The sequence below is a fragment of the Nocardioides sp. genome (assembly GCF_044226305.1).
Taxonomy (GTDB): Bacteria; Actinomycetota; Actinomycetes; order Propionibacteriales; family Nocardioidaceae; genus Nocardioides.
This window is the reverse complement of record NZ_JBGAHF010000012.1, coordinates 40,359-62,637: the sequence shown is the minus strand read 5'-3', so window position 1 is coordinate 62,637 and position 22,279 is coordinate 40,359. Positions and strand designations below refer to the sequence as shown.

The 22,279-nt window shown below is 71.7% G+C and carries 20 protein-coding genes; 6 read left to right on the top strand and 14 right to left on the bottom strand.

What is annotated here, in order from left to right:
- Positions 1 to 69: 69 nt before the first annotated feature.
- Both glmS and ACILQ5_RS13875 read right to left on the bottom strand, forming a co-directional pair.
- Positions 70 to 1,899 carry a glutamine--fructose-6-phosphate transaminase (isomerizing) gene (glmS, locus tag ACILQ5_RS13880; RefSeq protein ID WP_395658602.1) on the bottom strand — a complete coding sequence of 610 codons (1,830 nt, stop codon included), beginning with the start codon at positions 1,897 to 1,899 and terminating at the stop codon, positions 70 to 72.
- A 107-nt stretch (positions 1,900 to 2,006) separates the two neighbouring features.
- Positions 2,007 to 2,276: a hypothetical protein gene (locus tag ACILQ5_RS13875; protein WP_395658601.1), complete on the bottom strand. Its 270-nt coding sequence runs from the start codon at positions 2,274 to 2,276 to the stop codon at positions 2,007 to 2,009.
- Positions 2,277 to 2,556: 280 nt separating this feature from the next.
- On the opposite strand from ACILQ5_RS13875, the gene ACILQ5_RS13870 reads away from it, so the two are divergent.
- The 4 genes from ACILQ5_RS13870 to ACILQ5_RS13855 all read left to right on the top strand — a co-directional run bounded on the left by ACILQ5_RS13870 (position 2,557) and on the right by ACILQ5_RS13855 (position 4,767).
- Positions 2,557 to 2,694, top strand: a complete 138-nt coding sequence (locus ACILQ5_RS13870) for a hypothetical protein (protein ID WP_395658600.1) — start codon at positions 2,557 to 2,559, stop codon at positions 2,692 to 2,694.
- A gap of 146 nt (positions 2,695 to 2,840) precedes the next feature.
- Entirely contained in the window at positions 2,841 to 3,419 is a 579-nt protein-coding gene (locus tag ACILQ5_RS13865) for a YceI family protein (protein ID WP_395658599.1), read from the top strand.
- Between the two features lie 82 nt (positions 3,420 to 3,501).
- Positions 3,502 to 4,404 carry a GNAT family N-acetyltransferase gene (locus tag ACILQ5_RS13860; protein WP_395658598.1) on the top strand — a complete coding sequence of 301 codons (903 nt, stop codon included), beginning with the start codon at positions 3,502 to 3,504 and terminating at the stop codon, positions 4,402 to 4,404.
- Positions 4,405 to 4,449: 45 nt separating this feature from the next.
- Positions 4,450 to 4,767, top strand: a complete 318-nt coding sequence (locus ACILQ5_RS13855; RefSeq protein ID WP_395658597.1) for a hypothetical protein — start codon at positions 4,450 to 4,452, stop codon at positions 4,765 to 4,767.
- A gap of 11 nt (positions 4,768 to 4,778) precedes the next feature.
- Here the strand turns inward: ACILQ5_RS13855 and ACILQ5_RS13850 are convergent, their stop codons facing one another.
- The 5 genes from ACILQ5_RS13850 to ACILQ5_RS13830 all read right to left on the bottom strand — a co-directional run bounded on the left by ACILQ5_RS13850 (position 4,779) and on the right by ACILQ5_RS13830 (position 12,148).
- On the bottom strand, positions 4,779 to 5,312 hold the full coding sequence (locus ACILQ5_RS13850) for a hypothetical protein (RefSeq protein ID WP_395658596.1): 534 nt from the start codon (positions 5,310 to 5,312) through the stop codon (positions 4,779 to 4,781).
- A gap of 44 nt (positions 5,313 to 5,356) precedes the next feature.
- Entirely contained in the window at positions 5,357 to 6,394 is a 1,038-nt protein-coding gene (ctlX, locus tag ACILQ5_RS13845) for a citrulline utilization hydrolase CtlX (protein WP_395658595.1), read from the bottom strand.
- A 74-nt stretch (positions 6,395 to 6,468) separates the two neighbouring features.
- A complete protein-coding gene (locus ACILQ5_RS13840) occupies positions 6,469 to 7,284 on the bottom strand; it encodes an SDR family NAD(P)-dependent oxidoreductase (protein ID WP_395658594.1) in 816 nt (271 codons plus the stop codon).
- Between the two features lie 88 nt (positions 7,285 to 7,372).
- Positions 7,373 to 10,891 (bottom strand): BTAD domain-containing putative transcriptional regulator, encoded by a 3,519-nt coding sequence (locus ACILQ5_RS13835; protein ID WP_395658593.1) that lies wholly within the window; start codon positions 10,889 to 10,891, stop codon positions 7,373 to 7,375.
- Positions 10,892 to 10,936: 45 nt separating this feature from the next.
- A complete protein-coding gene (locus ACILQ5_RS13830) occupies positions 10,937 to 12,148 on the bottom strand; it encodes an acyl-CoA dehydrogenase family protein (protein WP_395658592.1) in 1,212 nt (403 codons plus the stop codon).
- A 46-nt stretch (positions 12,149 to 12,194) separates the two neighbouring features.
- Between ACILQ5_RS13830 and ACILQ5_RS13825 the strand changes: the two genes are divergently transcribed.
- A complete protein-coding gene (locus ACILQ5_RS13825) occupies positions 12,195 to 13,544 on the top strand; it encodes a cytochrome P450 (RefSeq protein ID WP_395658591.1) in 1,350 nt (449 codons plus the stop codon).
- Between the two features lie 9 nt (positions 13,545 to 13,553).
- On the opposite strand, the gene mctP (ACILQ5_RS13820) is transcribed toward ACILQ5_RS13825, so the two are convergent.
- The 4 genes from mctP (ACILQ5_RS13820) to ACILQ5_RS13805 form a co-directional block, all read right to left on the bottom strand.
- Entirely contained in the window at positions 13,554 to 15,197 is a 1,644-nt protein-coding gene (mctP, locus tag ACILQ5_RS13820; protein WP_395658590.1) for a monocarboxylate uptake permease MctP, read from the bottom strand.
- A 3-nt stretch (positions 15,198 to 15,200) separates the two neighbouring features.
- Positions 15,201 to 15,479, bottom strand: a complete 279-nt coding sequence (locus ACILQ5_RS13815) for a DUF3311 domain-containing protein (RefSeq protein ID WP_395658589.1) — start codon at positions 15,477 to 15,479, stop codon at positions 15,201 to 15,203.
- 130 nt (positions 15,480 to 15,609) lie between these two features.
- The gene (gene mctP / locus ACILQ5_RS13810; protein ID WP_395658588.1) at positions 15,610 to 17,238 is read right to left on the bottom strand and encodes a monocarboxylate uptake permease MctP; all 1,629 of its coding nucleotides are present in this window, start codon (positions 17,236 to 17,238) and stop codon (positions 15,610 to 15,612) included.
- 19 nt (positions 17,239 to 17,257) lie between these two features.
- Complete coding sequence (locus tag ACILQ5_RS13805; protein WP_395658587.1) at positions 17,258 to 17,515, bottom strand: DUF3311 domain-containing protein; 258 nt, start codon at positions 17,513 to 17,515, stop codon at positions 17,258 to 17,260.
- 62 nt (positions 17,516 to 17,577) lie between these two features.
- Between ACILQ5_RS13805 and ACILQ5_RS13800 the strand changes: the two genes are divergently transcribed.
- Positions 17,578 to 18,354 (top strand): hypothetical protein, encoded by a 777-nt coding sequence (locus tag ACILQ5_RS13800; protein ID WP_395658586.1) that lies wholly within the window; start codon positions 17,578 to 17,580, stop codon positions 18,352 to 18,354.
- A gap of 89 nt (positions 18,355 to 18,443) precedes the next feature.
- Here the strand turns inward: ACILQ5_RS13800 and ACILQ5_RS13795 are convergent, their stop codons facing one another.
- The 3 genes from ACILQ5_RS13795 to ACILQ5_RS13785 form a co-directional block, all read right to left on the bottom strand.
- Positions 18,444 to 19,499, bottom strand: coding sequence for a hypothetical protein (locus ACILQ5_RS13795; RefSeq protein WP_395658585.1), 1,056 nt, complete (start codon positions 19,497 to 19,499; stop codon positions 18,444 to 18,446).
- A gap of 365 nt (positions 19,500 to 19,864) precedes the next feature.
- Entirely contained in the window at positions 19,865 to 21,022 is a 1,158-nt protein-coding gene (locus ACILQ5_RS13790) for a hypothetical protein (RefSeq protein WP_395658584.1), read from the bottom strand.
- Between the two features lie 188 nt (positions 21,023 to 21,210).
- Positions 21,211 to 22,245: a hypothetical protein gene (locus ACILQ5_RS13785; protein WP_395658583.1), complete on the bottom strand. Its 1,035-nt coding sequence runs from the start codon at positions 22,243 to 22,245 to the stop codon at positions 21,211 to 21,213.
- Positions 22,246 to 22,279: the final 34 nt, after the last annotated feature.

The following is a 22,279-nucleotide window of genomic DNA, read 5'->3' as shown; positions in this document are numbered from 1 at the left end:
ACGGTAGTGGCTCGGCGCACCCACGCCACCTTCCGCGGCGCGGTGGGCTGGCTCACTCCCGCCGGCCGCTCACTCCACCGTCACCGACTTCGCGAGGTTGCGCGGCTTGTCGATGTCGTGACCCAGGGCGAGCGCGGCGTGGTAGGCCAGCAGCTGGAGCGGCACGGTGAGGAGGATCGGGTCGAGCTCGCGCTCGTTGCGCGGCACCACGATCCGCTCGACCGCACCCTCCTCGAGGTCGCCGAGGTCGACGTCCTCGTGGGTCACCACGACGAGCGGGCCACGTCGGGCCGCGATCTCGTGCAGCGCCCCGACGTTGCGGTCGGTGAGCTCGTCCTGGGGCACGATCGCGATCGTCGGCACCTCCGGCGAGATCAGCGCGAGCGGGCCGTGCTTGAGCTCGGAGGTCTGGTAGGCCTCGGCGTGCCGGTAGGAGATCTCCTTGAACTTCTGCGCGCCCTCGCGCGCGACGGGGAAGCCGCGCACCCGGCCCACGAAGAAGAGGCTCTCGGCCGTGGCCAGCCGGCCGGCGAGCGCGGCGAGCGCGTCCTCCTGGGCGAGCACCTCCTCGATCTGGCCGGGCAGCCGCTGCAGGCCCGCGATCAGGCGGCGCCCGTCGGCGATCGACAGGTCGCGCACCCGGCCCAGCTGCAGCGCGAGCAGCGCGAAGCCGAGGAACATGTTGGTGAGCGCCTTGGTCGACGCGACCGCGACCTCCGGGCCGGCGTGCAGGTAGATGCCGCCGTCGCACTCGCGGGCGATCGCGCTGCCCACCACGTTGACCAGGCCGATGACCCGCCCGCCCTTGCGCCGGACCTCCTGGACGGCCAGCAGGGTGTCGATGGTCTCCCCGGACTGCGAGACCGCGACGTACAGGGTGTCCGGCTCGATGATCGGGTTGCGGTAGCGGAACTCGCTGGCGGCCTCGGCGTCGGCGGGGATCCGCGCCAGCTCCTCCACGAGCGCCGCACCCATCTGCCCGACGTAGTACGCCGAGCCGCAGCCGAGGATCTTCACGCGGCGCACCGCCCGCGTCTCGCGGGCGTCCATCTCCAGCCCGCCGAGGTGGGCCGTGCCGAACCGCTCGTCGAGACGGCCACGCAGCACGCGGAACGCGGCGGCCGGCTGCTCGGTCATCTCCTTGTGCATGAAGGACTCGTGCTCGCCGGCGTCGTACGCCGAGGGGTCGACGTCGAGGGTCGTCGTATCGTGCGCGGTGCGGGTGAGGTCCAGCCGGTAGGTGGTGAAGCCCTGGGCCGTCACCGTGGCGATCTCCCCGTCGTCGAGGTGGGCGACGGTCGTCGTGTGGCGCACGATCGCGGCGAGGTCCGAGGCGACGTACATCTCGCGCTCGCCGACGCCGACGATGAGCGGGCTGCCGTTGCGGGCCACGACCAGCCGGTCGGGGAAGTCCGCGTGCAGCACGGCTAGCCCGTAGGTCCCCTCGATCGCGCCGAGCGCGTCGCTGACCTTGCCCTCGAGGGTGTCGGCCTCCGACCGGGCCACGAGGTGCGCCAGCACCTCGGTGTCGGTGTCGCTGGCGAGCTCGACGCCCTCGTCGGCCAGGCGCCGCCGCAGGGCGGACGCGTTGTCGATGATGCCGTTGTGCACGACCGCGACCAGGCCCTTGGCGTCGGTGTGCGGGTGGGCGTTGACGTCGTTGGCCGGCCCGTGGGTGGCCCAGCGGGTGTGGCCGACGCCGACCCGTCCCGCGAACCGCTTCGGCAGCCCGTCGGAGAGGTCCCGCACCCGGCCGGCCCGCTTGGCGACCTTGAGGCCGGTCGTGCCGAGCACGGCCAGCCCCGCCGAGTCGTAGCCACGGTGCTCGAGGCGCGTGAGCCCCTCCACGAGGATCGGCACCGCCTGCTGGCTCCCGATGTACCCGACGATCCCGCACATATCCAGGTTTCCTTCCTGCTCACTGGGTCTCGACACGCCGGTCGCGACTTCGTCCCTCAGCCGCGCGGCTTGCTCGACCACCGACGTGAGGTCCGCTCACGCGTCCCTCACCCGTAGATGATCCGGCGCAGCTGGCGCTCGGTGAGGGGCGGGGCGGCCACGACGCGGCCGTCCAGCTCCTCGGCGATCCGGGCGAAGATCTCGTCGTTCCTCGCCCCGTAGGTCTTCAGCCGGGCGTGCCGCCGCCGGACGTACTCCTCCACCGGCTCCGCGTGGAAGGCCACGACGTCCTCGACCACCCGGGCCGCCTCGGCCGGCGAGAGGCCGGTGGTGGCGGCGATCCGCTCGACGAGAACGGGGTCCGGCGCGGTGGGCACGACGACGAGGATGCGGGAGTGCTCGCCGATCTGGCAAGTTCCTGCCCGGATTCGGGCAGATTGGGGTCAATCGACCTGCTGCGGACCGTTGGGGCGGGCCGACCGTCGTGCTGTCGGCCCCCGCGCGACACCCCGGTTCCGACGAGGTGGAGCGGGACGGTCGCGACGCGCCGCCCCGGACCCCCTCAGGTGGAGGGTCCGACCCGGATCCGGGGCCCGCTGGCCCTCCCGGTGGATGTGCGGTACTCTAGGTGAACAGCAGGTGAACGGGAGGTGTCTCATGAAGGACTCGAAGGCGAACGGCCTGGTGCAGACCTGGGTGCCCGTCGTCGACGGCGGCCGGACCTACCTGGAGTCCCGGTGGCTCGAGGCAGCTCCCCCCTCCGCTCCGGCGGCGCACGTCGTGCACGCAGCCTGACCCCGACCAGCCCGTCCGACCCGCCCACGACGTGGGCGGGTCGACGCATGTCTGGACCACGATCCGAGATCGGGGAATGAAACGGACCAAGGTCCGATTATGGTAGTCAAAGGTTCAATGACTTCCACCCGCATCCAGGAGACACGATGACCACCTTCGACCAGCAGTTCGACGCCCCCACCTCCGCCGTCGAGGACATCTCCGGCGACTACACCATCGACCCGACCCACACCCGGATCGGCTTCAGCACCCGGCACGCGATGGTCACCACCGTCCGCGGCCAGTTCACGGAGTTCTCCGGCACCGCGCACGTGGACGCCGCGAACCCGGCCGCCTCCCAGGTGAGCCTGACCATCCAGACCTCGAGCATCGACACCGGCGTGGCCGACCGTGACGCCCACCTGCGCTCGGCGGACTTCTTCAACGCCGACGAGAACAAGGAGATCACCTTCGTCTCCACGCAGGTCACCCGCGACGGCGACGACTGGGTCATCACCGGCGACCTGACCATCAACGGCATCACCAAGCCGGTCTCGGTGCCCTTCGAGCTCACCGGCTCCGCCAAGGACCCCTTCGGCAACGTCCGCATCGGCTTCGAGGGCGGCACCGCCATCAGCCGCAAGGAGTGGGGCGTCACCTGGAACGCGGCGCTCGAGACCGGCGGCGTGCTGGTCTCCGACAAGATCAAGCTCGAGTTCGACGTCTCGGCGATCCGCAACGCCTGATCACCGCCGTCGGCCCCGGCCGACCGACGAGGGCCCGGTTATCCGCTGGATGACCGGGCCCTCGTGCGTCCATGATCGACCGGTGATCGTGGACCTCCCCGCAGGCCTCACCGGCCGCCCCCTCGTCCAGGCGGACGCGCACGCCGTCTACGAGGTGATGGCCGCCCAGGAGCTGGCGGACCTCGGCGTGGTCTCGATCGAGCCGGCCGACATCGTCGCCGACTGGGCCCGGCCGTCCTTCGACGCCTCCGCCAGCACCCACGGGGTCTTCGACGGCGACCGGCTCGTCGCGTACGCCGAGCTGATGGGCGGCTCCCGCGCCGACGCGGCCGTCCACCCGGCGTACCGCGGCCGGGGCATCGGCACTGCGCTCGTCGGGTGGCTCCGGCAGCGCGCCCGGGAGCAGGGGCTGGCACGGTTCCGGATCCCGGCGCCGCCCGGGTCGCCCGGGGACCAGCTGCTCGCGTCGCTGGGCTTCACGGTCTGGTGGGAGACGTGGGAGCTGTTCCTGCCGGAGGGCGCGACGATCCCGGAGCGTGCGCTGCCGCCCGGACACGTCCTGCGCGAGGCGACGCCGGCCGACCACCCGGCCTGCTGGACCCTCTTCGAGGACGCCTTCCTCGAGTGGGCCGACCGGGACCGGCAGCCCTACGCCGACTTCCTCGCCACCGTGGTCGGCCGACCCGGCTTCGAGCCGTGGCACCTGCGGGTCGTCACCGACCCGGCCGGCGAGCTCGTGGGTGCGGTCAACGTCGTGATGTTCGGCGGCGACGAGGGCTACGTGAACAAGGTCGCGACGCGGGCCGACCGCCGCGGGCAGGGCATCGCCCAGGCGCTCCTCGTGGACGCGTTCACCGAGGCCCGCGCCCACGGGGCGACCCGGTCCGGACTGTCCACCGACTCACGGACCGGCGCGCTCGGGCTCTACGAGAAGGTCGGGATGCGGGTCACCTCCACCTGGCTGATGCGCGGCACCGACGTCTGAGCCGAGTCCACCCGCCCGGCGCTCGCGGCCACTAGCATCCGCATCATGCGCACCGCTCTCGCCCTGGCCACGGCGTGCGCCGGGTTCGTCACCGCCCTCGGGCCCGCCTCGCCGGCCGCCGCCCGCTCCTGCGAGCCTCCTCATCTCGGCGACATCGAGATCCTCTCCTTCAGCCACCACGGGATCAGCTGCCACTTCGCCAAGGAGCTCACGGTGGCGCTCCTCCTGCACCACGGCCACCCCTCGGACTGGACGTGTCGGCACGAGCACGTGCACGGCCGCGTCTGGGTCTGGGGCTGCTCGCAGCCCGACGAGCACCAGCACCTCGGGGTCGCGTACCGCAACCCGCCGCACCACGACTGACGACCTGACGGTCAGCCGCGCACCGTGGTCACGACCGTGGTCACCGACGGCCGACGTGGGGTCGAGGAGAACCCGAACCGGGGGGGCGGGTCCACCGGCGCGAGCGCACCGAGGTCGACGCCGTCGAAGGAGCCGCGCGCGGCGACGAGGGCGTGGTTGTCCGTCGCCCCGTAGTACTCCCGCCGCCCGCCGCCGGCCGAGCCACGGGTCCGGACGCCGCGCATGACGACGCGGGCGACCGGGTCGGTCAGGGTGCACCACGCCGGGCTCTCCGCGACGCGGGCGGGCACCAGCCGCAGCGCCCTGCCCAGCGCCGTGCGAGCGCCGGTCTCGACCTCGACGGCCAACGACGGCGAGGTGAAGCGCCAGCCGTCGATCGTCACCGGCTCGATGCGCACCTCGTCGAAGGAGTAGGTCGCCGCCACGAAGTCCGCGACCTCCTGGCTCGGCGCCACCAGCACCCGGTGTCCGGCGGCGGTCTCGACCATCGCGTCCGCGAACGCGCCGTACGGCGAGGTGTCCCAGCGGCCGACGACAACGCGCACGCCGGAGGTCGTGCCGACCCCGGCGATGGCTCCGCGGAAGGTGCTCAGCGGGCGAGCACCTCCTCGGCCACGTCGCGGCCGTCGGCGGTCAGCGGGTTCTCGTCGATCGCCTCGACGGCCTCGGTGAGCTCGGGCTCCTCGGTGGGGCGGCGCCGGTCGAGGTGGACGCCCGCGATCATGCACCGCACCGAGCCGCCCGCGAGCTCGATGGTGGGGATGTCGACCGAGACGATCGAGCAGGACTTCTCGATCTCCGCGACCTGGTCGGGCCGCAGGCTGCGACGGGCGCTCTCCGACATGGCCATGATGTAGTGACGCCGGCCGTCGGGGGTCCGGCCGCAGAGCTCGACGGCGTTCCCCGCGAAGTGCCGGACCTGCTCCTCGGTGATCTCCACGACCGTGCGGCCGTTGACGGTGAGCCGTTCCCGCACCTGGGCGCGGCGGTGCTCGTCGGGGATCATCTCGAGCGCGAACAGCGCGACGTCGGTGCCCACGCAGCCGATCACGTTCGTGTGGTAGACCGGCACGCCCTTGCGGTCCACTGCGTCGAAGGCCATCGGCTCGTAGCCGAAGTCGGTGCAGAACCGCTCGAGGACGTGGGTGTCGGCGCGGTGGCTGCGGGCGGCGTAGGCGACCCGGGACACGTGGTCGAGGACCATCGCACCGGTGCCCTCGAGGAAGATGCCGTCCGGCTCGAGGCCGGAGTAGTCGACGATCGTCTGCACCCGGTACTCCGACTTGAGCATCTCGAGCACGTCGGCGCGACGCTCGTGGCGCCGGTTGGAGGCGTACATGGGGTAGACCGCGACCTGGCCGCCCGCGTGGGTCGAGAGCCAGTTGTTCGGGAACACGCTGTCGGGGCGGGTGTGGTCCTCGTCGGAGAAGACGTGCACGCGCACGCCGGCCGCACGCAGGGCGTCGGCGACGGCGTCCATCTCGGCCAGCGCCTTCTGGGCCGTCTCGTCGTCGGTCTGACCCTGCGGGACGTCGGCCTGGAAGGCGTTGTCGGCGGCGGTCGCGTGGTTGGGCTTGAATCGCTCGGCGCGGATCAGGATGACCGCGGAAGGGGCCTGGGCACTCACGAGATGCGAATCTAGATCACCCGTGGGGGTGGACGGCAATCGTCCCCCGGGCCGCCGCAGGCCCCTGCCGGGGACTACCCGCCGAAGGCCGCCACCGACACCGGCTCCCAGGCGTCCCACTCCGCGATCCGGTCGGCGTAGGTCTGCTTGGCGAGCGCCTGAGGATTGCGGCCGAGGAAGATCCGCAGCGGCGGTTCGTCGGCGTCGACGACGGCGAAGATCGCCGCTGGCGTCGCGCGTGGGTCGCCGATCTCGACCTCGGCCATGAGCTGCTGCACGGCCGCGTGCACGACGGCGTACTCGGGCAGCGGCTCGGCCACCTGCAGGGAGGAGCCGGCCCAGTCGGTCGCGTAGCCCTCGGGCTCGACGATCGTCACCGATATCCCGTGCCCGGCGACCTCCGCGGCCAGTGACTCGGAGAAGCCCTCGAGGCCCCACTTGGTGATCTGGTAGGCACCGAGGGTGGGCACCTGGAAGTGCACGGTCTGGGAGGAGACCTGCACGATGTGCCCCCCACCCTGGGCGCGCATCACGGGCAGCACGGCGCGCGACAGCCACACCGGCCCCATCAGGTTCGTCTCGACGATCGTGCGGAGCTGCTCCTCGGTCACCTCCTCGAGCGCCCCGAGCACGCCGTACCCGGCATTGTTGACGAGCACGTCGATCCGTCCGAAGTGGTCGGCGGCCTTGCGGACCGCGGCCTCGCTGCCGCTCTTGTCGGTGACGTCCAGCTCGAGGGCGAGCACCCGCTCGCCGTACGACGCCACCAGCTCGTCCAGCGCGGCGAGGTCCCGAGCGGTGGCGGCGACGAGGTCGCCGCGTCCGAGGGCCGCCTCGGCCCACACCCGTCCGAGCCCGCGCGACGCGCCGGTGATGAACCAGGTCTTCATGTCTGCTCCTCTGCTCCCGGCCCCGAGCGGGCCGCTGGGCAGGAGGTTCACCGGGATCGCTGCAAGCTCGCTGCAACGGCCGACAGGATCAACCGGGCGTCGCCGAGGCGTCGGCCCGGGCCAGCCGCAGGTCGACCGAGTCCCCGAGCACCTGCCACGCGGAAACGGCCTCCGCGAGCAGGCCGGCGTCGCCGCGGACGAGGCCGCGCAGGGTGGCGGTGAGCGCCCGCCCGAGCGGGGTCGGCTCGAGGGTGACGTCGGCCAGCTCGGCGCCGTAGGCCACCAGTCCGGCCTCGCGCCCCAGGCGCACTGCACGGGGCAGGAGCTCACAGGCGCCGTCACGCGACGCATACGCCGTGAGCCCGCCCAGGTCGTCGAGCACATCGGCGGCGAGAGAGGGCTCGCCACTGTCCAGGGCGTGCCGGGCCCGGAGCACGGCCGTCGCGAGGACGTGTCGGAGGTCCGTGTCGTCGGCCGGCGGCGTGGCCAGCACCTCGGCCAGCACCTCGTCGTCGAGCCGGCCGAGGTCGGCCAACGCCAGAGCCCGTTGCACGACGACGTAGCGCGTCATCGCCTCGCTCCGGCGGTCGATCGCGTCCGCCTCGGCCACGCACTCCTCGGCCCGACCGAGCTCCCACAGGCAACGGAGCCGCTCGGCGACCCCGAAGGAGACGAGGAACTCCATGCCGGTCCGTCGGGCGTAGTCCTCGAGCTCGATCCGGATCCGCAGCTCGGTCTCCGGCCCCGACCAGTGGTGCGCGGCACCGGCGTACCACTGCCGGGTGCCGAGCACCACGAACGGTGGCAACCGGCCCGGTCCCCGGTCCTGGGCACGGTCCATGTCGGCGAGGCCGCGCCGGTCACCCAGGCCGAGCCGCGCCCGCCCGCGGGTGCCGAAGGAGAGCAGCGCGAGGTCCTCGTCTCCCAGCTCGCGTGCCATCGCGATCGCGCGGTCGGCCACCTCGATCGCGCGGGCGAAGCTCTCGGGCGTCTGGCCGATCACCAGGTTCACGCCGAGCACGCCGAGGACCCTGATGTGGACAGGACCGGTGGGGAAGTCCGCGAGCACCTGCTCCAGCAGCTCCTCGTCCTGGGGTCGACCGAACCCGAAGTCGAGCTGGAGGGCGAGGAACACGCCGGCGACCCGGGTCGGCCCGTCGCGGGGGTCCACGATCTTCCGGGCCCGGCGCAGGACCTGATCGGCCTCGGCCATCTTCCGGTTCTCCGACAGCGCCTCGGCGAGCTCGACGAGCACCGCCGCCTCCTCTGGCCTCCCACCGACCAGCGACGCCGCCCGCCGGAGGAAGGTCACCGCCGCCGCGGTGTCGACGCCCCGGGCTGCCGAGGCGGCGGCGCGGGACGCGGTCCGCGCCAGGTCCGCCGCCTCGTCGGGGAGAGCCGACCCGAGGAACAGCTCGTGCGCCAGCCAGGCGTGCTCGGCGATGATCGCGTCGTCCTGGCCACGTGCCAAGCCCTGCCACCAGCGCGCGACGGCGAGGTGCGCCTGAGCCCGGTCCGGGCGGAGCAGCCGGCCGTACGCCGCGTCCCGGAGAAGGTCGTGGCGGAACCGCAGCTCGTGCATCCCCGCCACCGTCGAGGGCTGCACCTCGGAGATGAACTCTCGCTGCAGCACTGCCGCGAGGGCCGCGGGATCGGCATCGACGGCCTCGGCCCAGAAGGTCGAGCCGACGACGGCAGCGTCCAGGAGCAGGTCACGGGCGTCGTTGTCGAGGCTGTCGATGCGAGCCGCCATCAGGTCGCTCAGGTGGGCGGGGATCGGATGGGCTGCGTCCATCCCGAGGACCCGCCCGAGCTCGAGCGCGAAGAGCGGGACCCCGCCGCTGGCGGCCACGAGCGCCCGGCGGTCGACGCCCTCGGCGCCCGCGCGGGGGAGCACGGCGTCGACCAGACGGGTGATCTCCTCGGGGCCGAGCGCGGTGAGGCGCAGGGGGGGGGACCCGGCCGGCCACCCCGGGCGCCGACGGACGATCTCCGGCCGCGCGGTCACGACCACGACGAGGGGCGCTGCTACCGGGTCGCTGCCGAGCTCGTCGACGAGGTCGAGCAGCAGCTCGCTCGCCCAGTGAGCATCCTCGATGCAGAGCACGGCCGTCCGGTCCCGGGCGAGATCGGCCAGCGCCGCCGCCCAGGTCGCGATCGTCTCAGCTCGGGAGGTCGAGGACCCCGGCACCGCTCGTCCGCGCAACGCGTCGACCAGCGGGTCGAGGCCGCCCCGCTCCCCGAGGGCGTCGCACCGGGCCCAGTACCAGTCGACAGCTCCGGACCGAGTCCGCACCTCCGCCATGAGCCGGCTCTTGCCGATGCCCGCCTCGGCCACCACCGGGACGACGACCGCGCGTCTGCTCCGCCCGGCTTCCCTGATGGTGGCCAGCAGGCGGCCGGCCTCGCTGTCCCGGCCGACGAACGGCACCGGATCGCCGGCGTGCACCGTCAGCGGCTCGGCCGGGAGCTCGTCGGCCACCTCACCCGGCTGAGCGCCCAGCGCGAGGGCGACCGCACGGTCGGCGACCGCCCCCAGCCGGTCGAGGTCAGGAGTGACGAGCGCCAGCCCGGAGGTCACCCCCACGCGGGAGCCCGTCGCGCGCGCGATCCGCTGCGCACACAGCAGGGCGCGGGAGGCGTCGTCCTCGCGCGCTGTGACGGCGCCGAACACCGCCAGCGCGACCGCTCCGGGCGTGCGCACCAGCCGGCCGTCCAATCTGGCCACCTCGTCGGCGACGGCCGCCAGCAGCCGCGCCCGTCCCGTCTGGGCGGCCTCGGGGTCAGGCTCGGCCGAGGGCTCGGTCATCGCCACCACCGCGACCGTACGCCGCTCGTCCCGCCGGACCCGGCCGACCGTCGGATCCTTGTCGGCGGCCCGCAGCACCTCTGCCTGCGCTGCGCGGAGCTCGGCGCCCGGCTCGAGCCCGAGCTCGCCGAGCAGGAGCGCTCGCGCCCGTGCGAAGGCTGCGAGCGCCTCGGCCGGTTCACCGACCCCCTGCCACGAGCGCACCAGCAGCGCCCAGAGTCGCTCGTTCGTCGGGTGCTCCTCGAGGAGGCCCTCCACCTCGACCACCAGCGACCGTGTGCAGCGCGCGATCACGTCGGCGTCGATCCGATGGAGCAGTGCGTCCAGCCGCAGCTGCCCGAGCCGCGAACGCTCGCCGTCGAGCACGCGACTGTTGTCGAGACCGTCGTACGCCTGGATTCCGGATCCCTGCCAGAGCGCGAGGGCCTCGCGCAGCACGGCCCCGGCCTCCGCCGCGCGCCCGGCGGCGAGCAACTCCGCGCCCCTGCTCGCCGTGGTCGCGAACTGGTGAGCGTCGACCGCCGCAGGCGGCAGTGCCAGCCGATAGCCGTACGCCGTCGTCACCACCCGCTCCGCCCCCACGGCGCGACGTAGCCGCGCGACGTGCGAGTGGAGCGTGGCTGAGGCAGCGGCGGAGGCGGCGTCACCCCACACCTCGTCGATCAGCGTGTCGGTCCGCAGGCCGGTGCGGAGGTCCGTTGTCAGGAGCGCCAGGATCCGCGTCGGGATGGCCCCCGGGAGGGGGAGGGTCGTGCCGGCGTCGGTGATCCTCACCGGCCCGAGGACGTGGACCAGCACGCTAGCCGCCTGGACCCGTCGGGACCTGCACCGGCGCTGACCCGCCTACCGGATCGGCGCCCCGGAGACCGCCCGCGCGATCACCAGCCGCTGGATCTCCGAGGTCCCCTCGAAGACCGTGTAGATCTTGGCGTCGCGGGCCATCCGCTCGACCGGGTACTCCCGCGTGAAGCCGTTGCCGCCGAGGATCTGCATGGCCTGCCCGGTCACCTTCACCGCGGTCTCGCCGGCGAACAGCTTCGACATCGAGCCCTCGGCGTTCTCGAAGGTCTTGCCCTGCCGGCCCATCCACGAGGCGTGCCAGACCAGCAGCCGCGCGGCCTCGATGGAGGTCGCCATGTCCGCGAGCTGGAAGGCGATGCCCTGGTTCTCGATGATCGGCTTGCCGAACTGCTCGCGGGTCATCGCGTAGTCGAGCGCGACCTCGTACGCCGCCCGCGCGATGCCCACGGCCTGCGCACCGACCGTCGGCCGGGTGCGCTCGAAGGTCGCCATCGAGGCGTTCCCCCGCGCCGTCCCGCCCTCGCGGGCGCGGGCCAGCCGGGCGTCGAGCCGGTCCTTGCCGCCCAGCAGGCAGCGGCCGGGCACCCGCACCTGGTCGAGGACGACCTCGGCGGTGTGGGAGGCCCGGATGCCGTGCTTGTGGAACTTCTGGCCCTGGCTGAGGCCCCGGGTGCCGGGCGGGACCACGAACGACGCCTGGCCGCGGGTGCGCAGGTCGGGGTCGACGACCGCGGTCACGACGTGGACGTCGGCGAGGCCGCCGTTGGTCGCCCAGGTCTTGGTGCCGTTGATGACCCACTCGTCGGACGCCTCGTCGTACACGGCACGGGTGCGCATCGCGCCGACGTCGGACCCGGCGTCCGGCTCGGACGAGCAGAACGCACCGAGCCGGAGGTCGCCGGGCGTGCCGTACATCGCCGGCACCCACTCGGCGACCTGCTCGTCGGTGCCGTTGGCCCGGACCCCGGCGGCGGCCAGCGAGCTGCCCATGATGGCCAGGCCGATGCCGGCGTCGCCCCAGAACAGCTCCTCCATGGTGAGCGGGAAGCCGAGCCCGGTCTCGTCGAGGGCCTGGGCGACGAGGAAGTCGACCGAGTAGAGGCCGATCTTCGCGGCCTCCTCGACGACCGGCCAGGGGAACTCCTCGCGCTCGTCCCACTCCGCGGCGGCGGGTCGGACGACGTCGGCGGCGAACTGGTGCACCCAGTCGCGCAGCTCGACGTGGTCCTGGCTCAGCTCGAACGAGGTCGTCATGGCGCTGAGGCTACCGGCGGGTGGGAACACGTTCTACTCTGCGAGGGTGGCCACGACCGCACCAGCGCGCGAGCTGCCGCGACCGCCGCGCGGCCTGCCTCTGATCGGGCGCAGCCTGGAGTACGCCCGGGACCCGATGGCGATGTTCCGCAAGCAGTACGAGACCTACGGTCCGGTCTCGCCGATCAGCATGGTGGGCAGCGACCGCTGGGTGATGCTGCTCGGTCCGGACGCCTGCGAGGTGGCGCTGCGCAACGCCGACAAGGCGTTCGCCAACGGCCCCGCGTGGACCTACCTGGTCGGCCCGTTCTTCGGGCGCGGCCTGATGTTCCTCGACTTCGAGGAGCACCACCTGCACCGCCGGATCATGCAGCAGGCGTTCACCCGCGACCGGCTCGCCAGCTACACCGGCGCCATGCACCCGGCGATCACCGCCGGTCTCGCGACCTGGGAGCCCCGGCCGGGCTTCCAGGCCTACTGGGCGCTCAAGCAGCTCACCCTCGACATCGCGACCAACACGTTCATGGGCGGCGCCGAGCACACGACGCCGGAGGAGATGGAGCGGGTCAACCGCTCCTTCATCGCCTGCGTCCAGGCGGCGGCCGCGATCGTGCGGCACGACCTCCCGTTCACCCGGTGGCACCGGGGGATGCAGGGTCGCCGGCACCTCGAGGAGTTCCTCCGCGGCTACCTGCCGTCGCGTCGGGCGGAGGCCCGCGACGACCTCTTCTCGGTGCTGTGCCACATCGAGTCGGAGGACGGCGAGCGGTTCAGCGACGACGACGTCGTCAACCACATGGTCTTCTTGATGATGGCCGCGCACGACACCTCGACGATCACGCTCTCGTCGATGATCCAGTTCCTCGGCCAGCACCCGCAGTGGCAGCAGCGCTGCCGGTCCGAGGCGGAGGAGCTCGCCGGCCGGCTCGGTGGCGGCGACCCGACGCTGGCCGACCTCGAGGGGCTGACCTCGATCGACCTGGTGATGAAGGAGTCGCTCCGGCTGCGCGCACCGGTCCCGATCGTGCTCCGCCAGACCGTGAAGGACACCGTCGTCCTCGGGACGCGGATCCCGGCGGGGACCTACGCCACGGTCGGCCTGCAGTTCAGCCACCTGATGCCGGAGCACTGGACCGACCCGGACACCTTCGACCCGGAGCGGTTCTCCCCGGAGCGCCGCGAGGACCGCTCGCACCGCTATGCGTGGGCGCCGTTCGGCGGCGGGGTCCACAAGTGCCTCGGCATGTACTTCGCCGGCGCCGAGGTCACCGCGCTGATGTACCACCTGCTGCTCGACTTCGACTGGTCCGTCGACCCGGCGTACGTCGCGCCGATGAACAACCACTCGCTGCCGTTCCCCAAGGACGGCCAGCCGGTCGACCTGCGCCGCCGCTGACGCCGGGCGCTAGGCGTGGGCCGGGACCTCCGGGTCGAGCCGGTCCTCGACACCCGGGTCGCCGTGGTCGGCGTGGTAGTCCTGCGGCCGGGTCTGGTCGACGCCCTCGGCGACGTTCATCGCCCGCAGGACGACGGTGAGCACTACGGCCACGACGAGGTTCAGGCCGAACGCCAGCAGCGCGATGTAGACCTTCGTCTCCGTGCCCGGGAAGAACACCAGCGGACCGCCGAAGTGCTGCTGCGTCGGGGAGGTGACGCCGTAGGCGAGCCAGGTGCCCCACGCCATCCCGGCCGCCCAGCCCGCGAGGAGCGCCCAGCGGTGCAGCCAGCGCGTGTAGAGGCCGATGACGATCGCGGGCAGCGTCTGCAGGATCCAGACGCCGCCGAGGAGCTGGAGGTTGATGGCCAGGTTCTTCGAGAGCGCGAGGACGAACACCAGCGCACCGAACTTCACCAGCAGCGAGACCAGCTTGCTCTGGGCAGCCTCCTCGGCGTGCGTGGCGTCGCGGTTGATGAAGGCCTTGTAGACGTTGCGGGTCCACAGGTTCGCGGCCGCGATCGACATGATCGCCGCCGGCACCAGGGCCCCGATCACGATCGCCGCGAACGCGACCCCGGCGAACCACGGGCTGAACTGGTCCTCGAAGAGCTGCGGGAGCGACTGCTGGGGGTTGTCGACCTTCACGCCGGCGGCGATCGCGACGAAGCCGAGCAGGGCGAGCAGCCCCAGCAGCAGGGAGTAAGCGGGCAGCAGCGCCGCGTTGCGGCGGATCACCGAGCGGCTCCGGGTCGACAGCACCCCGGTGATCGAGTGCGGGTACATGAACAGCGCGAGCGCCGAGCCCAGCGCCAGCGAGGCGTAGGCCCACTGCGCGGCGGGCGGCGGGATCGTCCCCTTCGGACTGGCGGCGCCGGTCGCGATCGCGTCGGCGTTCTCGGCGTTGAACGAGGCGAAGGAGTCGCTCACGGTCGAGAAGACGTGCGCCCACCCGCCGACCTGGTGGGGGATGTAGAAGATCGCGACCAGGATGACCACGTAGATGAGCGTGTCCTTCACGAACGCGATCAGCGCGGGCGCCCGCATGCCGCTGCTGTAGGTGTAGGCGGCGAGCACGCCGAACGCGATGAACAGCGGCAGGTCGTTGACGAACCAGTTGTCGCTCGACGTGCCGATGCCCATCACCTGGAGGACCACCTGCATGCCGACCAGCTGGAGCGCGATGTACGGCATCGTCGCCAGGATCCCGGTCAGGGCGACCGCCAGCGCGAGCGGACGGCAGTCGTAGCGTCCCTGCACGAAGTCCGCGGGGGTCACGTAGCCGTGCCGGTGCGACACCGACCAGAGCCGCGGGAGGAAGACGAAGATGAGCGGGTAGGCCACGACCGAGTAGGGGATCGCGAAGAAGCCGATCACGCTGCCGGCGTACAGGGCGGCGGGCACCGCGATGAAGGTGTAGGCCGTGTAGAGGTCGCCCCCGATGAGGAACCAGGCGATGAAGGTGCCGAAGCCGCGGCCGCCGAGGCCCCACTCGTCGAGGTTGTCGAGGCTGGCCGCGCGCCGCCACCGGGCGGCGGCGAAGCCGAGCACCGTGACGACCAGGAACAGGAAGACGAAGACGCCGAAGGCGACGCCGTTGACGTTGTCGAGCACGGGTCAGTCGCCCTCCGTCGTGTCGGCAGGGGCGGTCGGTCCCGCCGGCTCGGGCGGCAACCCGTGCCGCACCCGGTCGATCCGCTCGGCCCCGCGGGAGAGCAGGTACGCCGGCACCGTGAGCACGACCGCCACGACGATCAGCAGGATCTGGAACCAGTAGAAGAACGGGAACCCGAGCAGCACCGGGTCCTCACGGTCGTAGAGCGACACCCACAGCGGCAGCACGACTGCCGGCGTGAGGAAGACGGCGACCAGCAGCCACCGGCCGCGCGACGTCATGACGAGCCACCCGAGACCAGGGAGTCACGTCTCATGACCCCGTTGTGTATCGCATCCGCGCGACGGGCGTCCGAGAAACGCGCAGACCAGGTGGCGGGGTGCCGAGCGGTGCTGCGCGGGCCCGGACCGCCTAGGCGTGGATCGGGGTCTCGGGGCTGAGCTCCTCCTCGACGCCCGGGTCGCCCTGGTCGGCGTGGTAGTCCTGCGGCCGGGTCTGGTCGACGCCCTCGGCGACGCCCGCGGCCCGGAGCGCGACCGTCAGGACGACGGCGACCACCAGGTTGAGCGCGAACGCCAGCAGCGCGATGTAGACCTTCGTCTCCGTGCCCGGGAAGAACACCAGCGGACCGCCGAAGTGCTGCTGGGTCGGCGAGGCGACGCCGTACGCGAGCCAGGTGCCCCAGGCCATCCCGGCCGCCCACCCGGCGAGCACCGCCCAGCGGTGCAGCCAGCGCGTGTAGAGGCCGATGACGATCGCCGGCATCGTCTGCAGGATCCAGACGCCGCCGAGGAGCTGGAGGTTGATCGCGAACTCCTTCGACAGGGCCAGCACGAACGCCAGCGCACCGAACTTCACCAGCAGCGAGGCCACCTTGCTCTGGGTCGCCTCCTGGGCGTGCGTGGCGTCGCGGTTGATGAAGGCCTTGTAGACGTTGCGGGTCCACAGGTTCGCGGCCGCGATCGACATGATCGCCGCCGGCACCAGCGCGCCGATCACGATCGCCGCGAAGGCGACCCCGGCGAACCACGGGCTGAACTGGTCCTCGAAGAGCTGTGGCACTGACTGCTGGGGGTTCTCGACCTTCACGCCCGCGGCGATCGCGACGAAGCCGAGCAGCGCCAGCAGGCCGAGCAGGAAGGAGTAGGCCGGCAGCAGCGCCGCGTTGCGGCGGATCACCGAGCGGCTCCGGGTGGACAGCACGCCGGTCACGGAGTGCGGGTACATGAACAGCGCGAGCGCCGAGCCCAGCGCCAGCGAGCCGTAGGCCCACTGGGCCGCCCCGACCGGCATCGTGCCCTTCGGCACCGCGGTCCCGGCCGCGATCGCGTCGGCGTTCTCGGAGTTGAACGCGTCGAACGACTCCGTCACCGACGAGAACACGTGCCCCCAGCCGCCGAGCTGGTGGGGGATGTAGAAGACGGCGACCAGGATCACCACGTAGATGAGCGCGTCCTTGACGAACGCGATGAGCGCGGGCGCCCGCAGCCCGCTGGAGTAGGTGTAGGCGGCCAGCACCGCGAACGCCAGGAACAGCGGCACGTCGTTGACGTACCAGCTGTCGCTGGTGCCACCGATGCCCATCACCTGGAGGACCACCTGCATGCCGACCAGCTGGAGCGCGATGTACGGCATCGTCGCCAGGATCCCGGTGAGCGCGACCGCGAGGGCGAGCCCGCGGCTGTCGTAGCGTCCCTGCACGAAGTCGGCCGGCGTGACGTAGCCGTGCCGGTGCGACACCGACCACAGCCGCGGCAGGAACAGGAAGATCAACGGGTACACGACGATCGTGTACGGGACCGCGAAGAAGCCGACCACGCTGCCGGCGTACAGCGTCGCGGGCACCGCGATGAAGGTGTAGGCCGTGTAGATGTCACCGCCGATGAGGAACCAGGCGATGAAGGTGCCGAAGCCGCGACCGCCGAGCCCCCACTCGTCCAGGCTGTCCAGGTCGGCCGCGCGCCAGCGCGCCGCGGCGAAGCCGAGCACCGTGACGAGCAGGAAGAGGAAGACGAAGACGCCGAGAACGACGCCGTTCACGTGGTCGAGCACGGCCGGGTCACCGCCCGTCCGGGTCGTCGGCCTCGGGGGTCAGCCCGTGCCGGACGCGGTCGAGCCGGTCCGCCTGCCGGGCCAGGAGGTACGCCGGGAAGGTCAGCGCCACCGCCACCAGGATCAGCGCGAACTGGAACCAGTAGAAGAACGGGAAGCCACCCAGCTCCGGGTCCTGACGGTCGTAGAGCCCGACCCAGAGCGGCAGCACCACCGCGGGCGTGAGGAGGACCCCGACCAGGGTCCACAGGCGTCGTGCAGACATGACGAACCTCCCGAGAGAAAGAGACCGTCAGCCCGTACCCGGTTTCCCGCACAATGACGCCCATGGCACCCGACCTGTCCCGGTACGACGACTGGCTCGACCTGCTGCGCGAGGTGGCCGCCACCGATCCCGACCTCCGCGTGGTCTGGGTCGGCGGGTCCGCCGCGACCGGCGGCTGGGACGAGTGGTCCGACCTCGACCTCGACCTGCTGTGCACACCGGGCACCACCGACGCCGTGCACGACCGCCTGCTGGACCGCGCGCGCGAGGTCCTGGACGTCGACCACGTCTGGGAGCTCCCCGCCGCGACCTGGCTGGACGGCCGGCAGTGCTTCGTCAACCACCAGCGCCGCCCCGGGGCCCTGACCGAGCCGACCCGGGCCGTGGACATGCACTTCTCCGACCTCTCCGACCGGCACCGCTTCCTCGACGTGCGCCGGCACGGCACGCCGATCGTGGTGCACGACCCCGACGGCCTGCTCGTGCTGCGGCACGACGACGAGGCCGGGATCGAGGCCGCCTGCGCCGAGGCCGTCGACCAGGCGCGGCAGCGGCGGGCGACCGCCGAGTGGCTGGTCAACCGTGCGGTCGCCCGGGGCCAGCTCCCGGAGGCGACCGACCTCTACCTGCGCTTCGCGCTCGGCATCGTCGTCCGGCTGCTGCGCGTGCAGCACTGTCCGTGGCGCCACGACTTCGGGCTGCGGTACCTGCGCACCGACCTGCCGGCCGAGGAGGCGGACCGGGTGTACGCACTACTGCCCGGCGCCGCACCCCTGACCGAGCTGTCACCGCGGTGCTTCGCCTGGATGGACGAGCTGCTCGAGCCGGCAGGGAGCTGACCAGCCACCGCGTGGGTGCGCCGACCGACCGAGCCCGCCCCGGCGTACGGGGCGGGCTCAGGCCGGTTCGGCTTCAGCGGGTCAGCAGGTCACGGGGCGAGCTGCTTGCCCGTGCGGGTGCGGATGCAGAGCGGAGCCAGGTAGACGTTGTTGTCACCCGAGCCGTCCCACCAGAACTTGTAGGCTCGCTGCTTGGGCCGCGGGTCCATGCCCAGGAACCACGTGTGGAACGGGTCGTTCGTCCAGAACGCACCGACCATGGCCTTGTAGTCCTGGAACAGCCTGCCGTCGGAGCCGTCGTCGCAGCTGATCCGCCGCTCCTGCGTCCCCACGACGTTCAGGAACTGGTGGTCACCGTCGTAGCCGTTCGGCCGCCACGCCCAGAGCAGGTTGTGGACGTGCCCACCGGCGCCACCCGGTCCGGTCCTGACCTTCAGGCACCGCAAGGTGAGGTCGACGTTGACGTTCGGGTCCTTGACCAGGAACGCCCAGTGCCAGCCGCGGAGGGTCGGGGTCGGCCAGCTGCGGAACAGCTGGACCCGGTGGTCGTCGTCCCCGGCGGACGGGTCGCTGGTCTTGGTGAACGCGAAGCCGGGCGCCACGGCGAGCATCCCGGGGTCACAGGTCATGGCGTGGTCCCACTCGTGGGTACCGGCGGCCAGGTCGGTGTGCGACGAGTCGATGTAGCGGTCGCTGATCTTGACCGCGTGCGAGTGGTTGTACGTCTGCTCGACCGAGCTGCGGATGCACGTCAGGAACAGCTTGACCTGAGCGTCACCGTCGGCGTAGTTGTGCGCCCGGAAGTGCCACCAGCTCGGGTTGCTCCAGTCGCTGTACGACGCGGTGAACACGACGTCGCGCTCGTCGCCGGTGGTCTCCGGCGGGTTCGCCTGGTCGACGTGGTCCACGCGCCACATGCCGTCGAGCGCGTAGTCGCCGCCGTTGCAGGACAGGTCCTCGCGCAGGTAGTTGTCGGGGTACTCCCCAGCGACGTCCACGTGCTTCTCGACCTTGTACATCGCCACCTCGTGCGGACGTGGCGAGCTGGCCGAGGCGGGCGCGGCTCCGGCGATCGCCGCGAGGAAGGGGACGACCAGCGCTGCAGCGGCAGCACTGACGAGTGTTGAACGGAACCTGGTGGTCACGGCCACCGCCTCCATCAAGCAACCCGAGAGACCGGTTCGGTGTTCTCAGTCCCCGAGGACGTGGGGCGGTGTGGCACCTCCGACTCTAGTCCCGTCGGAGGCCGCCGGCGGGCTGCTGCAAAGGTGGTCTGCTCCAGTGGGGGACCGCGGGACGGCGGGGCCCGACAGGACTGTGCCCTCCGCGCGTCGCGCGGAGGGCACAGTCGCTCAGCCCGTACACGGACTGAGCCCAGCGGGGCGAACGTCACGCTCCTGTCAGGCGCTGGCCCACCCGGCGGGTCCACGGGCCTCGGAGGAGGCCGGACGGACCGAGCCCGCCCCGGCGGACGGGGCGGGCTCGGGCTGCTACGTCACTCGGTCACCTGTCAGACGGGGTTCGACGTCCGGGCGTTGATGCACAACGTGCCGAACTTGACCTGGGCGGCGCCGGGGCTCGGATTCCAGAAGGTGAAGGCACGGAGCTTGGGTCGCGGCTCCATGCCGAGGAACCAGTTGTGCTCCCAGTTGGTCCCCATCCAGAACCAGCCCACCATGGCCTTGTAGTTGTGCAGGCTGGTGTTGTCCTGGTCGCACTGGTACTGGACCTCCGCCGGGTAGGCCATCTGCGAGATGAAGCTCTCGTGCCAGGAGCCGAAGGGCAGCCCGGGCGCGTGCACCATCGCGATCGAGTGCCGGTGGCCGTCGTTGGCCACCACCTTGCGGTCGATGCACCGGCCGTAGACGTTGATGTTGACCGGCTGCGGCGTCACGGGGACGGTGTTGGCGACTGCGAACTCCCAGGCCCAGGAGAGCCCGGCGTTCACCGTGGACGGGTAGCTGCCGACGAGCCGGTAGCTCGGGGCGCCGAGGTCGAACCCAGGGGCGACGAAGTACTCACCCGGCTGGCACGCACCCCAGCCCTGGGTGCCCGAGTCGACGTAGAAACGTCCGGCCCACGGGTGCGCCACGGTGGCCGCTCCACCGGCGAAGAGGTTGCGGACCTTGACCTGGTGCTTGTGCAGGTGGCCGGGGCCCTGCCCCGCGGTCTGGGTCTCACCGTTGATGCACGTGATCGCCAGCCGGAGCTGGGCGTCACCGTAGGCCTTGTTCGCGAACACGAACTGCCACGTGCGGAGGTCGCCCTGGTCCGGGTAGGACGCCTGCACCCAGACGTCGCGCTCGTCGTTGTACTGACCGCCCGAGGGGTTGCCGGGATCGTCGTCGGGATCGGGTGGGTACTGGTCGACGTGCTTGACCAGCCACATCCCGTCGAGCACGTAGTCTCCGGGGTTGCATCTCAACGACTGGTTCGGTGAGTCGATCTCGGAGCCGGCACCGCCGAGCTTGACCGTGCTCTCGACCTTGTAGAGCACCATTTCGTGCTTGTGCTTGGGAGTTCCGGCGCTTGCCGGGGCACTTGCTGCGGCCACCATCGCCAGCGGGGCGACGAGCGCCCCTACGGCGAGGGCCACGCGAATTCGAGAACGAGCCGCCATGACGACGATCTCCTTGGGTAGAGACAGGAACAGGCCGGGTCGTCGCACCGAGAACGATCCGTCCGGCCCCCCCAGCCCGGTCTCCCGAGGTTAGGACCGCCCCCGGTCGTCCGATACGTGGTCTGGTCTCCTGGTACGGACATCCCGTCTAGTCGGGCCGCGCTTCCCCCGGACGCGACCGAGCCCGCCCCGGCGTACGGGGCGGGCTCAGGCCTGCAGATCAGCGGGTCAGCAGATCAGGGAGCGAGCTGCTTGCCGGTGCGGGCCCGGATGCACAGGGCCCCGAGGTAGATGTCGTTCGAGCCGCTGCCGTCCCACCAGAAGGAGTAGGACCGCTGCTTGGGCCGCGGGTCCATCCCGAGGAACCAGTGGTGGAACGGATTGCTCGACCAGAACGCGCCCACCATGGCCTTGTAGTCCTGGTACATGGCGCCGTTGTTGCCGTCGTCGCAGTTGATCCGACGCTCCTGCACGCCCACCCGGTCGAAGAACTGGTGGTCGAGGAACGAGCCGTTCGGACGCCATGCCCACAGCAGGTTGTGCACGTGCCCGCCGGCGCCACCCGGCCCGGTCTTGATGGTCAGGCAGCGCAGGTAGACGCTGATGTTCGTGCCCGGGTCGTCCACGACGAAGGCCCAGCGCCAACTGCGGTAGTCGTCGGTCGGCCAGCTGCGGAAGAGGCGTGCGCGGTGCAGGTCGTCCGAGATGTTGAAGCCGGGTGCCACCGCGAGCGAGCCATCCGGGCAGCTGTTCACGTGGGTCCAGTCCGTCGACACGCCGACGGGCAGGCCGCGGTTGTCGTCGTAGCGCTGGCTGATCTGGACGCTGTGCGAGTGGCCGTAAGCCTGCTCGACCGTGCCGCGAATGCAGGTGACGAACAGCTTGATCTGGGCCCGGCCGTCCGCATAGTTGTTCGCCCGGAAGTGCCAGAGGGCGCGGTCGCCGGAGTCGCCGTAGGAGGCCGTGATCACGACGTTGCGCTCGTCGCCGGAGGTCTCGGGTGGGTTCGCCTGGTCGACGTGGTCGACGCGCCACATGCCGTCGAGCGCGATGTCCCCGCCGTTGCAGGAGACGTGCTCGTGCATGAGGTTGTCGGGGTACTCACCGTCGAGGTCGACGTGCTTCTCGACCTTGTACATGTAGACCTCGTGCGGCTTGCCGGAGGCGGCCGAGGCGGGGCTCGCGAATCCGGCGACGATCGCAAGGGGAGCGAGAAGTGCCGCAGCTGCGGCACCGAAGAGGAGGGTCCGGGTGCGACTTCGAGCCGTCATGGCGACGATCTCCTTGCGTTGACAGGAACAGGTT